At 70.3% G+C, this 11,472-nt stretch carries 20 protein-coding genes; all 20 read right to left on the reverse strand.

The features are described from left to right. Positions 1-33: 33 nt before the first annotated feature. On the reverse strand, positions 34-234 hold the full coding sequence (locus ABZ374_RS30415) for a hypothetical protein (protein WP_360316980.1): 201 nt from the start codon (positions 232-234) through the stop codon (positions 34-36). Continuing rightward, positions 224-820, reverse strand: a complete 597-nt coding sequence (locus ABZ374_RS30420; protein WP_360316983.1) for a hypothetical protein — start codon at positions 818-820, stop codon at positions 224-226. Before ABZ374_RS30420 ends, ABZ374_RS30415 begins: the two co-directional genes overlap by 11 nt. Further along, positions 817-1,902, reverse strand: a complete 1,086-nt coding sequence (locus ABZ374_RS30425) for an RNA ligase (ATP) (protein ID WP_360316985.1) — start codon at positions 1,900-1,902, stop codon at positions 817-819. The genes ABZ374_RS30420 and ABZ374_RS30425 overlap by 4 nt, the downstream gene beginning before the upstream one ends. Before the next feature lie 22 nt (positions 1,903-1,924). Beyond that, complete coding sequence (locus ABZ374_RS30430; RefSeq protein WP_360316988.1) at positions 1,925-2,140, reverse strand: hypothetical protein; 216 nt, start codon at positions 2,138-2,140, stop codon at positions 1,925-1,927. Between the two features lie 302 nt (positions 2,141-2,442). Beyond that, positions 2,443-3,219 carry a VWA domain-containing protein gene (locus tag ABZ374_RS30435; protein WP_360316990.1) on the reverse strand — a complete coding sequence of 259 codons (777 nt, stop codon included), beginning with the start codon at positions 3,217-3,219 and terminating at the stop codon, positions 2,443-2,445. 41 nt (positions 3,220-3,260) lie between these two features. Continuing rightward, positions 3,261-4,043, reverse strand: a complete 783-nt coding sequence (locus tag ABZ374_RS30440; protein WP_360316992.1) for a LuxR C-terminal-related transcriptional regulator — start codon at positions 4,041-4,043, stop codon at positions 3,261-3,263. 35 nt (positions 4,044-4,078) lie between these two features. Then, a complete protein-coding gene (locus ABZ374_RS30445) occupies positions 4,079-4,645 on the reverse strand; it encodes a 3'-5' exoribonuclease (RefSeq protein ID WP_360316995.1) in 567 nt (188 codons plus the stop codon). Then, on the reverse strand, positions 4,642-5,247 hold the full coding sequence (locus ABZ374_RS30450) for a hypothetical protein (protein WP_360316998.1): 606 nt from the start codon (positions 5,245-5,247) through the stop codon (positions 4,642-4,644). Before ABZ374_RS30450 ends, ABZ374_RS30445 begins: the two co-directional genes overlap by 4 nt. After that, positions 5,244-5,885 carry a vWA domain-containing protein gene (locus tag ABZ374_RS30455; RefSeq protein WP_360317001.1) on the reverse strand — a complete coding sequence of 214 codons (642 nt, stop codon included), beginning with the start codon at positions 5,883-5,885 and terminating at the stop codon, positions 5,244-5,246. Before ABZ374_RS30455 ends, ABZ374_RS30450 begins: the two co-directional genes overlap by 4 nt. After that, positions 5,882-6,289 carry a hypothetical protein gene (locus ABZ374_RS30460; protein WP_360317004.1) on the reverse strand — a complete coding sequence of 136 codons (408 nt, stop codon included), beginning with the start codon at positions 6,287-6,289 and terminating at the stop codon, positions 5,882-5,884. The genes ABZ374_RS30455 and ABZ374_RS30460 overlap by 4 nt, the downstream gene beginning before the upstream one ends. Beyond that, positions 6,286-6,945 (reverse strand): hypothetical protein, encoded by a 660-nt coding sequence (locus ABZ374_RS30465; protein ID WP_360317006.1) that lies wholly within the window; start codon positions 6,943-6,945, stop codon positions 6,286-6,288. The genes ABZ374_RS30460 and ABZ374_RS30465 overlap by 4 nt, the downstream gene beginning before the upstream one ends. Before the next feature lie 223 nt (positions 6,946-7,168). Then, positions 7,169-7,354 carry a hypothetical protein gene (locus tag ABZ374_RS30470; RefSeq protein ID WP_360317008.1) on the reverse strand — a complete coding sequence of 62 codons (186 nt, stop codon included), beginning with the start codon at positions 7,352-7,354 and terminating at the stop codon, positions 7,169-7,171. After that, positions 7,351-7,872, reverse strand: a complete 522-nt coding sequence (locus ABZ374_RS30475) for an SLOG family protein (RefSeq protein ID WP_360317011.1) — start codon at positions 7,870-7,872, stop codon at positions 7,351-7,353. Before ABZ374_RS30475 ends, ABZ374_RS30470 begins: the two co-directional genes overlap by 4 nt. After that, on the reverse strand, positions 7,842-8,027 hold the full coding sequence (locus tag ABZ374_RS30480; protein ID WP_360317014.1) for a hypothetical protein: 186 nt from the start codon (positions 8,025-8,027) through the stop codon (positions 7,842-7,844). Before ABZ374_RS30480 ends, ABZ374_RS30475 begins: the two co-directional genes overlap by 31 nt. A gap of 32 nt (positions 8,028-8,059) precedes the next feature. Further along, positions 8,060-8,461 (reverse strand): hypothetical protein, encoded by a 402-nt coding sequence (locus tag ABZ374_RS30485; protein WP_360317016.1) that lies wholly within the window; start codon positions 8,459-8,461, stop codon positions 8,060-8,062. Then, positions 8,458-9,204, reverse strand: coding sequence for a hypothetical protein (locus ABZ374_RS30490; protein WP_360317018.1), 747 nt, complete (start codon positions 9,202-9,204; stop codon positions 8,458-8,460). The genes ABZ374_RS30485 and ABZ374_RS30490 overlap by 4 nt, the downstream gene beginning before the upstream one ends. Further along, complete coding sequence (locus ABZ374_RS30495) at positions 9,204-9,500, reverse strand: hypothetical protein (RefSeq protein WP_360317021.1); 297 nt, start codon at positions 9,498-9,500, stop codon at positions 9,204-9,206. The genes ABZ374_RS30490 and ABZ374_RS30495 overlap by 1 nt, the downstream gene beginning before the upstream one ends. 129 nt (positions 9,501-9,629) lie before the next feature. Further along, the gene (locus ABZ374_RS30500) at positions 9,630-10,172 is read right to left on the reverse strand and encodes a single-stranded DNA-binding protein (RefSeq protein WP_360317024.1); all 543 of its coding nucleotides are present in this window, start codon (positions 10,170-10,172) and stop codon (positions 9,630-9,632) included. A gap of 179 nt (positions 10,173-10,351) precedes the next feature. Beyond that, the gene (locus tag ABZ374_RS30505) at positions 10,352-10,696 is read right to left on the reverse strand and encodes an HIT domain-containing protein (protein WP_360317027.1); all 345 of its coding nucleotides are present in this window, start codon (positions 10,694-10,696) and stop codon (positions 10,352-10,354) included. Continuing rightward, positions 10,693-11,376, reverse strand: coding sequence for a hypothetical protein (locus ABZ374_RS30510; protein WP_360317030.1), 684 nt, complete (start codon positions 11,374-11,376; stop codon positions 10,693-10,695). The genes ABZ374_RS30505 and ABZ374_RS30510 overlap by 4 nt, the downstream gene beginning before the upstream one ends. Between the last annotated feature and the right edge of the window lie 96 nt (positions 11,377-11,472).

Consider the following 11,472-nt stretch of genomic DNA (forward strand, 5'->3'; position numbering starts at 1 on the left):
CCGCCTCTCCCCAGTGAGGCGGGCCCCGTTGCGTCAGGGCGCAGGCGTCCGGCGGGAAACGGCGCGGGCGATCTTGAGCGCATGGTTGCGGTCGGGGATCAGCACCCAGCCGCCGGCGACCATGCGTTCCGCCACTCCGTCGAGCCAGGCCGCGACGGCACCGCTCACCGGATCGCCGTCGGCCGCGAGGAGTTCGGCGGCTCGTCTCAATTCGGTGATGGGATCAGCCGGCATGACCGGCCCCCATGACGGCGTCCTCGAACTCCCGGTCCCGCTGATCGGTTTGGTGGGCCACACAGTCGGGCCGCTTGCAGTTCCGCCGGATGTATCCGACGTAGGGGCGCGAACGGTGGACCTTCCAGGCTGCCTGGGCGCCGGTCAGCCTCTCCCCTTGCCAGCGCACCTGGCCGCCCGACCACACGAGGTGGTCGCCCTCGGCTGTGGTGCACTCGGCGACGATTTCGGCGAGGGTCGTGGCGGCCTTGCGGCCGGTGCGTTCCTCCGGTGGCCGGGCGCGCCGTTCGGCCCGGGCCGCAGCCATGGCCTTTCGGCACGGGTCGCAATGGGGAAGCTTGCGGTATGCCTCTCGGCGGTAGCCCGCGGCGGTTCCGTGCGGAATCGGCCCGAGAACCTTGCCCGTTGCCTCTCGTGGGGCCGGCGTGGTGGCGTTGGTCGGGGGTCGGTAGTGGTGTCCGATCGCGGTGGTCACCGCCTGAACCAGGCAGGAGACGTCGTAGGCCGTGATCGGCAGCGAGCGGTCACCGACCGTGTCGATGATCGCCTCGCGGACGGCTGCGTAGAGCTCGGCCGGCTCGCTCATTCGTACTCCGTCCCGCCCTTGCGGGTCAGGTACGCCTGCGACACGATCTTGCCGATGGCGCGGCCGTTCAGGATCGGGCTGTGCCGCTCGCGGTAGGGCCGCACGACGATGCCCTCCCGCACGTGGGCCGAGGTGCCCGAGACGGTCTCCGTCCCTTCGGCGAGAGCCAGCAGGACGGCCTCGTCGTAGGGGCCGTCGTACAGGCGGGGCACCACGGGCAGCGCAGTGCCGTTCCAGTCGACGACCGCGGGCAGCATGCAGGCGTTGAACCACTGCGGCGGCCCGTCCTCGTGGGCGATGACGACGTCGAAGACCGCGTAGCCGGGAGTCTTCTTCGCGTTGGCGCCGTAGGCCAGGTCCTGGACGCCGGCGCCGTACACCTCGCCGAAGATCCCCACCCGCGTGGCGCCGAAGCCGCCCGCGATCCGGGCGGCCATCTCGGGCACCCGGTGGGCGAGGACGGTTCGCCAGTACAGGTTGTCGTCGTTGCGCACGAGCGCCAGGGACTTGGAGCCGAAGCCCTTGGAGGACACGAAGCTCTCGCCGGTGGCGGCCACGTAGGTGTACAGGCACGCCGTGCCGTGGACCTTTTCGGTTGCGATCACCCGCTCCCCGGGCGTGAACAGGTCCGGGTGGCGCCGGATGTTCTCGATCTCGATCCACGGCAGGAGGTCCGCAGCCGGGGCCACCTCGCCGCTCATGTGCACGGGGATCGGCGGCACCCACTTGGTGATCCCCAGCCGGTCGGCGAAGTCGGTGTCGTCGAGCGCCGCGGTCTCCAGGTCCGTGTCGATCAGCGCGGCCGGGCGGCACACGATGCCCTGCGACAGTTCGCCGCGCAGCCGGATCGCCCGGACCCGGTTGTGCTCGGGGCCCGCCAGGCGCCCGGTCAGGCCGAGCTCCTCGATCAGCGGTTCGGGGACGATCGCCTGCTCGGGGATGTACAGCGCCACGTCGCCGGTGGCGTAGACGCCCTTCGGGACGACCGCGCGATAGAGGCCGACCTGGGCCAGCTCCAGGGCGTCGGCGTTGGGGTGGGGGTGGACGGTCAGCCGTTCGGCGGTGACGCGGAGCGTGGACATGGGCACCCTTCGGCGGATGGGGTCAGCGGGTCGGCGGCGACGTGGGTGTGGGGGCGTCGGCGAGGTCGTCGTGGCCGCCTCCGTCGCCGTTCGGGTGACACCGGTAGCACCACGGGCGCACCGGTGCGTGGAGTCGCGCGAGGGTTTCGGTCATCGCCACGACGAGCAGCGGTACCGGATAGAACCAGCGCGCCCAGGACTCGGCGACCAGCGCCACGACGATGAGTCCGGCAAACATGGAGGCCATGTACGGACCCACGACCCACGGCCTTCGGAGGGCGTGGAAGACGGCCAGGACCGGGCGCAGTTCGTATGCCTCGACTGCGCCGTTCACCGGGGCGTGACGGACGCAGATGTCGCAGGCGCTCCGGTCGTGCCACCCTCCCCAAAGGAAGCCGCCGATCATCAGGCACACAGCAACCACAAGGAAGGCCGGGGAAAGTCGAAACAAGATGAGTGCGACCGCACCCGACAGGGCCCCGCCGACGATCGCCTTCCACGCGTGATGCCCGCGTCGCGGATTGCGCCTGCGCGGTTCCTTCACAGGACACCCGCGGTTCGCGCGTCCCGCAGCCACTGGGGGAACTCGCCCATGAGGTTGTCGTACAGCTCCCCGTCGGGCATGGCCCGGGGAGCCGCCCCGGCGGCGAAGAAACCGGCGTTGTCGACCAGTCGGCCGCTCAGGGTGTCGAGGTTGCGCAGGAACCGGAAGTCGTCCCGGCCGAAGCCGACGAACTGCCAAAAGATCGGCAGGCTCGACATGTCCCGCAGGGCGGCTTCGGTGTCGCGAATATGGTCCGGCGCGCCGTCCGTCTGGAAGATCACGAGCGCCGGGTCGGTGGCCCCGGACGCGCGGTAGTGCGCGCAGACGGCCTCCATGGCCGCGACGTAGTTCGTGCTGCCCCACTCACGGCCCCGCATGAGTGCGGCGATCCGGCCCTGGTACGAGTCCAGGGCGATGCTCTCGGGGCGGTGGGCGTCCCATCCGAAGAAGACAACGGGGACGATGCCGTCGTCGTCGAAGTGGGCCGCGGCGGCCAAAACGCGCTCGGCGAACGCCTGCACGCTGCCGTCCGCGTAGAAGCCCTGCATGCTGCCGGAGTAGTCGAGGACGAGGTAGACGGCGGCGCGGGAACCTTCGAGGCCCTGCTTGCACAGAGACACGCCGGCGCTCTTGTACAGGCTCACCAAGCCGGGCGCGGTGGCCTCCATCTTGGCGAGGTCGACGGCCGGCCCGGTCGAAGTGCGGTGGACGGCCGCGGTGTCCGCAACCGGTGATGGGGTCGGGCTCTTGGGTTTGCGGGTGAACAACGACATGGGGAACTCCTTTGACGATGAAGGCGGTGGGGTGTGGCGGTTCAGGCGGGCGTCTTGGATCGCTGGCGGTCGGCCGCGTCCATCAGGTGGGCCGGGCGGATACAGGCCGGCATCTCGCACGCGGCCTGCACCCGGCCGTGCGGGACGCGTTCGACGTGGACCAGCCACGAGGCTCGCGCCGGGCCGTGTTGCCGGCCGTTGATGGCGACGGTTTTCGCTGGGCCGAGCCACACCACGTGGTCGCCGTCGCGAACGCTGTGCCGTGCGATGACCTCGGCGGCCCCCGGGTGCCGGCGCGGCGGCGCCGACGGCCGGTAGGAGTGCGCGGCGTGGCAACGGGTGCACGGCGCGGTGCCGTTGGCGAGGTGGGCCTCGTGGCCGGCGAGGGTGCCGTGCTCGATCCGCCCGCCTGCGGTGTCGGCGGCGACGGTCGCCGCGGCCGGCTCGATGAGATCCTCCAGGCGCAGGAGGCCCCTGGTGAGGGCGATCAGCACGACGTGCATTCGGGTGTGCGCTCCGAGTTTGGCCATCAGGCTGCGGAGATATGCCTTGACGGTCTCCTCGCTCACGCCGAGACCCGCCGCGATGCGGGCGTTGCTCAGGCTGCGCCCCACGCCCTCCAGTACCTGGGCCTCGCGCCAGTGCAGGTCGGCGACGGAGGTCCGGTTCTCCAGGCGTGCCGGTGCGGACTCCAGGACGGCGCCGAACGCGGCGAGCGCAAGGCGGTCGATCTCGGCCACGCTGACCCGCATGTCGCGGCGATCCGCCTCGTCCAGGAGCCGGGCGCGCACGTGATCCCTCAGTCGCGGCGGTGGTGTGGTCATGGTCCGCTCCCCTCGGGCGGTCGAACGTGTGGTGGTCAGTTGTCGAAGTGCTCGGCGGCGTAGCGGCGCAGGAACTCGCGTCGGACGCGGTTGTGGCGCGCGTCGGCGAGCGCGTGGTGCAGGCCGGCCGGCTGTCGGGGCAGGTCCTCCGTCGACAGCCCGAGGCGATGTGCCTCCTGCGCGATGTCGTTGGTGAACATCGGGATCCCGCCGGGAAGCTGCACCATGGTTCCGAAGAGCTGGGCCAAGCACACGTGGTCGTAGGCGCCGTAGTAGGCCCACAGTTCGAGGTCGGGTGTGGCCTGGAGGAATGCGCGGACCTCGTCGGCGATCGTTTCGACCGGCTTGACCCGAGGCTTGTCCGGGTGTTCGTCGTCCCAGTCCCATACGTCCGGGCATTCGTCCACGTAGACGGATGCGATCGGCAGCGAGGGGAGGACGTTCGCCCGCAGCCAGGGGTGTCGGACGGCGGCGTACATGGTGTCCATGTCGCGAACGACGGCGTAGTACTCGCGGCCGTCGTCGGCGGCCATGCCGATGCTGATCGAGCGGATCGTGCGCCCGTCCTCGATGAACTCGAAGTCGTAGTCGACGGCGGTCACCGGTCGGCCACCCTGGCAAGCGCACTACGGAGGCGGTCGATGTCGACGCCCCGCTCGTAGCCGGGCCTCAGGAAGGCGCCGATGTCGACGAGGGCGTTCCCCGGAATGCGTTCCTGCGGGTTGCGAACCTCGACCCTGCCGTCCGCGACGCGCCATTCGGCGACAAGGTCGCCGGTGCCCTCGTCGGCGACCAGTTGCGCCGTCAACTTCAGGTAGGGGAACGCCTGGGCGATCAGCGTCCACTCGTCGGTGACCTGCTCGAACGAGGGCCACTTTCCGATGTTGTAGGTGCAGCAGCCGATCCGCCCGTCCCAGTCGCACCAGCCGTGCGGTCCTCCCACCCAGGACGACGAGATCCGGGAGTTGTAGAGGTACTCAAGAGGGATCGTTCGCATGCGCTCGATTGCCGCCACGAGTTCCGCGAGTCCGTGGCCGCGCACCTCCCTGCCGAGGACGTCACCGACCTGTCGATCCCATTCGCGGTCGTTGGTGCGCAGGTAGTAGGGGTTGGCGGTGCGGATGAGGATCTCGTCGGCCTGCTCCGGGGTGACGTCGTTGCCGTCGACCAGGAGCAGCGGCCACTTGGTGAGGTCGGGGCTCACTGGTCGGACTCGCCTTCCGGCATGGCCTGCCTGCGTTCGTCGTCGGTGAAGCCGTACAGGCCGGTCTCGCTGCCGCGCGCGACCATGGTTCCGGCGCGCTTGAGGGAGTCGACCGTGTTCCGGCCGCTGTAGCTCATCGAGGTGTCGGCGCGGAATCCCATGCGCCCGCCCGCTTTGATGGCGTCCTGGTCGGCCCCCAGGAACACGAACACCCAGCCGGGGTCGGGCTGTTGCATGCGTTCGATCAGCGCCCGGATGCCGTCGGGGGTGTATTCGCGCGACGCGTTCTCGTGGCCGTCGGTCTGGATGACGACGACTACCTCGTCGGGCCGCTCCTCCTCGGGCGCGCTCCGGATGCGCCCGGACTCGCGGGCGACGGTGATGCCGATCGCGTCGAGGAGCGCCGTCGAACTGCGAGGTTCGAGCCTGTAGTCGGGCACTTCGGCCAGGGGGCGGTGTTCGTAGACGGTCTCGATCAGGGTGTCGAACTGGACGAGCGTCACCGTGGTGTCGCCGGGCGCCTTCGCCTGCTCCTTGAGAAAGGCCCGGAGGCCGCCTTCCGCGTCGGTGCGCGTTTGGTCCATGGATCCGGAGCGGTCCACGATTAGCACGATGTGCCGCCGGTGGGGTTTGCTCACGAGGACTCTCCCGTGTCGATGGATAGTGCGGTCTGATTGCCGGTTCGGGCCGCGCGCCTGGCCAGGCAGCGCGAGCACAGGTCGCCCATGTGCAGGGGCCCGCTGCCGTGCCACCACGCCTGCTGGGTCCGGACGAACTCGGCGAGGGTGCCGTGGCGTTCCATGTCGGTGACGGCCTCGTCGGTGACGATCGGGTCGTCGACGGGGACGTGGCAGCCGCACGGGCAGCCGGCCTCCCCGCCGAGGCCCAGGGCCGCGGTGTGCGCCCAGCACGCCTGGTGTCGGTGCGCGCGGCACGCACCGCAGATGGTGGTGCGTTCGCCGAATGCGATGACGGTCTTGCCGGGCCGAAGCTCGGAATCGCCGGGCCTGTAGCCGCGGGTGCGCCCGGCGCCGCGCGTCACAAGCCCGCCAGGAACGCCAGCGAGGCGAAGCCGGCCTTGAGCGTCCGAGCTTCGTCGGCCGTGGCGCCGGTGGCCGGGAGCGGGCGGATGGTCAGGGGGCGGATGCCCGCGAGACTCACCGCCGGCCGGCCGGTCACCGGGTCCGTGTCGATCCTGTATCCGGCGGGGTCGAGCCAGATCGCGAACCAGCGTTCCGCCGGTTGCTCCGCGCGTCCCGGGAAGTCGTCCGGCGGCCCCCATGCGCGGCAGTCGCAGAGCGGGTTGCCGCAAGGCTCCCGCATCGCGGCCGGGGCGTGGCTGCGGTGCCGGGGCAGCACGCCCGTCAACATCGGGCATGACGAAGTCGAATAGAACGCACATTCGGGGTGCATTCCCGGCTCCGACACCCACCCGAAGGCGAAATCCTGGTGCCGGGCGAGAACCACGATGCGGTCCCGCAGCGGGCGCCCGCACGTCTGGCACCAGCGGTCGACCAGGGCCGTGCGAACACGGTCGTGGTCGACCACGCCCAGGATCGCCGTGCCGTCACGGTGCCGCAGGCTGATCCAGGGAACGGCGTACCCACCCTGCCGGGACAGGTGTTCGAGCACGATGGGGATGGGCGGCCTGGCGTGTCTGTGGGCCGCGGTGCCGTCACCGAAGACGCGAGTTCCCATGGGCATCCCCTTGATGAGGCGATCCCGGGGCCGTGGCGCGGCACCGTCGGGGATCGGGCCGGCGGTTCGCCGGCGGAGTGGCGTTCGCTTCGCCTCGTTGGGCGTCACGGGTACTAGTAGACGCCCAAATTTGTGCGCACACAAGTACTCAAGCCCAATTGATCGCACAATTTGGGCGAGTGATTCGCACAATCGCTCCGGGAGCCGGCTCGCCGCCCGACGGTCAGCGCCGGGGCTGCGCGGCCCGGACCAGAACCGCCGCGATGAGCGCGGCCGGCCACGCCACGGCGCAGACGGCGCCGGCGAGAGCGAGCGCCTGCGGGTTGGCTTGTGCCGCCGTGCCGAACAGCGCCACCCAGGCACACAGGCCGAGCCCGTAGACCACGGCCAGGATCACGACGGCGATCACGTCCGCGCTCCCGCGAACTCCACCACCAAGATGCCTGCGGCCCCGGCCAGGCGCATGCAGTTGCGGGTCCCCCGTGAGCGCCGCGACGGGTAGGCGTGCACGACGTCGGCGCCGGCCGCGACCATGTGGGCGTTCCTCCTGGGCCCGGCTCCCGGGCAGTAGTCGGCGAGCACGCCCGGGTGCATGGTGTCCCCGGGCCGGCGGCGCACCCGGTGCGGTCTCGGCGGACAGTCGTCGCCGCACGAGTCCCAGTCCGCCGGGTACGGCTCAGCCACCACGTCCCAGCCGAACCGCGCACGGGCCTGGGTCACGAAATGCCGGGCGCAACGATCCGCCCCGGTGGGGCACTCCCCCTGCATCACGACCAACCGCGCCCCGGGATGGGCGTACCGCACGCGCACGAGGCCGCGGATCACCATGTCGCAGTCCGCGTGGTCGCGGGAGCCCGTCACGATCACGCGGACGACCCCGACGGGCGCGGCCGGGGTCACGATGCGAGCGGGCAGTTCGATCCGCACGGAAGATCCACCTCCGCCAGGTCGATGCACACGACGCAGTCGACGTCCACGTCGTCCGCGGCCCAACCCATGCCACGCAGATCCGCACCGCACAGGCCGACATCCGGATCACAGCAACACCAGTGCACCAGTTCGCTGCCCGTGACGGACGGCACCGGTGACGCTTTCACAACCACCGCGGTCCCGGTCACGACGCACCACCGACCGCATTCGAGACGGGCCCGGCGCACGCCTCACGCGGCAATAGCGCCACCTGGCCGGCCATTTCCGGGATGGGCCGTCGCGCCGTACCCGGCTCGGTCTCGCCCGGCGCCGCCTCCTCGCGCCGCTCGGCACACACGTACTGCGTCGCCATCGTGTACAGCCCGTCGGGCGTGCGCGGCCCGTCCGCCCACTGCCTCGGCCGCCTGCCCACCAAGGCGAGCAGGATCAGCGGGCAGCCGTCCCCGTCCCGTCCCTCGCGCGTCGGCCGCTCGTGCACGCACGACGCGCAGTTCGCATCCATCCACCCGTAGCCCTCGTCGGAGTTGGAGAACGCTGGCTCGTCGGTGGCCTCGGCCTCCAAAGCGCCGTAGTCGTCGGGGGTCACGCGGCAGCCTCACCGACGGACGCCGACCGGTGGGCGTCGTACCGGGCGATGCCGGCCACGATCGCATGGCACGCCCACAGGAAAGACGGGTCGTAGTCGCGGAACGACCACTCCCACACGTCCGAGAAACGATATCCCTCCACCCGGTCGACGGACGACACGTGCGCACGCCGAGCGTTCTCGTCGCGAATATGCCAGCAGCGCCAAAGCTCGGCGCTCCTCCGCTCGGCGAACTCGGTCGATTCCCCGCACAGGCACGACGCCTTGAACACGGCACCGAACTCGAACTCCTCCAGCAGCGACCGCGCTTCCGCCTCGTTGCTCAGGTCCTGATCCAGAACCTCGACACGAAGCGCCTTGCCCATGCCACGCGGAACCTCGCCGAAACGGACCGCGTCCACGAAGTGCTCGGTCACGACCTGCCGGAACACCGCCTCGTCGTACACCTGGCACGAGAGCCGGCCGGCCTCGGTCTTCTGGGACCAGTAATGCGGATTGATCCGGCCGCCGTCGCTTCGGAAGAACGGGAACATGTCCGAGTGCCGTGTGAAGATCCACTCGCCGCCCATGTCGCCCCGTACCGCGAGGCAACCAGGCCAGGTGACCAACTCCCACCAGAACATGGAGCCTTCCGGCGCCGGCTTCGCAAAGTGCAGGTGCCGGTACAAACCGGCGTCGTGCAGGATCGTCATCTCGTGTTTTGCCGTCTCGCGCTTGAACCGCTCGGCAATGTCGTCGTGCATCACGCGGCACCGCCCGACTCGGCCGCAACGGCGTCCTCGACTGCGTCCTGGATCAGGCGGATCGCGGCGACACAGTCCTCACAGGTGATGGACTCGTCGCCCTTGTTGCGGGCGATGTGCTCGTAGATCCGCTCCGTCTCGCACGTGTACGGCAGGTTCGTGTTCCAGCTCGACTCCTCGACCGCGAAGCCGATCCCGATTGTGCCGAACTTGGGGAACGCCACGATCGCCTGGGAGGGACTGAGCCGCACGCGGAACATCCAGTAGTCCTCCGTGATCAGAGGAGTGAGCGCCATCGGACCCATACGCACGGTCCTGTCGGGCTGAGCCCGATCTTCAAGTACCAAATGCTTCGTCAACGGGTTACTCCTTGGATTCGAATCGGAGCGGGGCGGTGATGGTCGCCCCACCGGGAACCACCGCTGTCAGAAAGGCGGTTCGTCCGAGTAGCCGCCGGCCGGGTTGCCCCAAGGCGCGGCACCGGGGCCCGCAGGCGTCGCCCACGCGTCGTCCGCCGGAGGCGTCGACTGCGTGCTCGTCCCGGCGTATCCGCCGCCGCCCTGCTGCCGGCCGGCGCTGTACCCACCCTGACCGGCACCACCGCGACCGGCCTTCATGACCGTGACGGTCGCCCACTTCAGGGACGGCCCGATCTCGTCGACCTCCAACTCGACGACGGTCCGCTTCTCGCCCTCCTTGGTCTCGAACGACCGCTGCTTCAACCGGCCCTGGACGATGACGCCCGTGCCGCGCTGGAGGGATTCCGCGACGTTCTCCGCGAGTTGCTTCCAGGCCGAACAACGGAGGAACAGCGCTTCGCCGTCCTTCCACTCGTTCGTCTGACGGTCGAACGTGCGCGGCGTGGACGCCACCGTGAAGTTCGCGACAGCCGCACCGCTCGGAGTGAACCGGAGCTCCGGATCGGCGGTCAGATTGCCCACGACGGTGATCACTACTTCGCCTGCCATCAGGCGGCCCTCCTGGTGTTCGGTTGGTTTCTGTCCGATTTCGGTCGGATCTCGAAAGGATCTTTCTATGGCGATCGGCGCAGGTCGGGCGTAGCGTCCCTGCTCCGGTCGGCCCCCTCCGACCGGTGCCGGGCCCGCGTTCCCCGTCCAGGTTGGGTCGAGCGCGGGCCCTCGGCGCATCAGGATGTGCGCGCCTGGCCGGTCCACGGCAACGTCAGGCCGTCTCCGGCAGTCCTGGGGACGACGTGGAGGTGGAGGTGGAACACCGTCTGGGTCGCCGCCCGGCCCCGGCTGGTGATCACGTTGCAGTCGCCCACCTCGTCGGCGAGTTCGGCCGCGCGCTGCATGGTCGCGCCACTGACGAACTGGTCCTCGGCAATGTCGGCGACGTGCTCGCGGGGGATGACGAGGACGTGTCCGGGAGCGACCGGGTCAAGGGGGACGATCGCGAAGGCATCGCGCCATTCACGAATGAAGGTGGCGGGCGCGGCACCGCTGGCGATCTCGCAGAACACGCAGGTCACTTCTGCTCCTTGGGCCGGTGGTCGGTGAGGGGCGCGGTGTCGGTGTCCGCCGCCGGCTCGGGCTGGGCATCCAGGGCGGTGACAGCGCGAACGGCCGCACGATGGCGGCGGATCGTGGCGACCAGCTCGGGGCTGAAGCGCGCCTTGGCCGCGACCTCGTCGAGGGCGTTGATGCAGGTCTCGTCGTGGGCGTGCACGTCGTCGCAGTCCCAGCCGAGGAGGATGCCCCACAGCCAGGCGTCACGGCGGTCGACTCCCCAGTCGCGAGAGTCGCTCGCCATGGTGCTGCCCACGGACTCCAGCGCGTCCCGCACGCGCTGCACGGCGGCCTCGAACCGGTCGGCCCGTTGGACGGCCTCGCAGGTCTCCCCGTTGTGGTTCTGCTCGGCGATCAGGTCGGCGTGCAACCAGTCGATCTCCCCGTACAGCGCAGCGAGTTGGTCGTCGGTGATGGCACCGGCGGTGTGCCGCGGCGTGTCGAGGTCGGCGGGCGGGGGCGGGATGGCGCCGGCGTCGACGAGGGCCTGGACGACGGCGCGGCCGACGTGCTCGCGGAGGCTGAGGGAGAACCACCAGCGCTCCCCGGTTTCGGGGGTCGCCGTGTTGAGTGCGGTGCCGACGGCGTTGCCGGCGATGGCGTCGAGGCGGCGGCGGTGCGGGTCGGCGGTGGGCTCGGTCATTGCTGCGGCTCCTCGCCGATGAAGGCCGAGCGCTGGGCGGTCGGGGGCTGGTCGGCCTGGTAGCCGATGACGATGAGGCCGTCGCGGGTGGTGACG

Source organism: Embleya sp. NPDC005971 (assembly GCF_040629175.1).
Lineage (GTDB): Bacteria > Actinomycetota > Actinomycetes > Streptomycetales > Streptomycetaceae > Embleya.

Bases quoted from the DNA above. Each gene is read 5' to 3' on its own strand.
- ABZ374_RS30415 (WP_360316980.1), bottom strand. From the start codon at position 234: ATGCCGGCTGATCCCATCACCGAATTGAGACGAGCCGCCGAACTCCTC.
- ABZ374_RS30435 (WP_360316990.1), bottom strand. From the start codon at position 3,219: ATGTCGTTGTTCACCCGCAAACCCAAGAGCCCGACCCCATCACCGGTT.
- ABZ374_RS30425 (WP_360316985.1), bottom strand. From the start codon at position 1,902: ATGTCCACGCTCCGCGTCACCGCCGAACGGCTGACCGTCCACCCCCAC.
- ABZ374_RS30500 (WP_360317024.1), bottom strand. From the start codon at position 10,172: ATGGCAGGCGAAGTAGTGATCACCGTCGTGGGCAATCTGACCGCCGAT.
- ABZ374_RS30495 (WP_360317021.1), bottom strand. From the start codon at position 9,500: ATGGCGCTCACTCCTCTGATCACGGAGGACTACTGGATGTTCCGCGTG.
- ABZ374_RS30510 (WP_360317030.1), bottom strand. From the start codon at position 11,376: ATGACCGAGCCCACCGCCGACCCGCACCGCCGCCGCCTCGACGCCATC.
- ABZ374_RS30430 (WP_360316988.1), bottom strand. From the start codon at position 2,140: ATGTTTGCCGGACTCATCGTCGTGGCGCTGGTCGCCGAGTCCTGGGCG.
- ABZ374_RS30440 (WP_360316992.1), bottom strand. From the start codon at position 4,043: ATGACCACACCACCGCCGCGACTGAGGGATCACGTGCGCGCCCGGCTC.
- ABZ374_RS30490 (WP_360317018.1), bottom strand. From the start codon at position 9,204: ATGCACGACGACATTGCCGAGCGGTTCAAGCGCGAGACGGCAAAACAC.
- ABZ374_RS30465 (WP_360317006.1), bottom strand. From the start codon at position 6,945: ATGGGAACTCGCGTCTTCGGTGACGGCACCGCGGCCCACAGACACGCC.
- ABZ374_RS30420 (WP_360316983.1), bottom strand. From the start codon at position 820: ATGAGCGAGCCGGCCGAGCTCTACGCAGCCGTCCGCGAGGCGATCATC.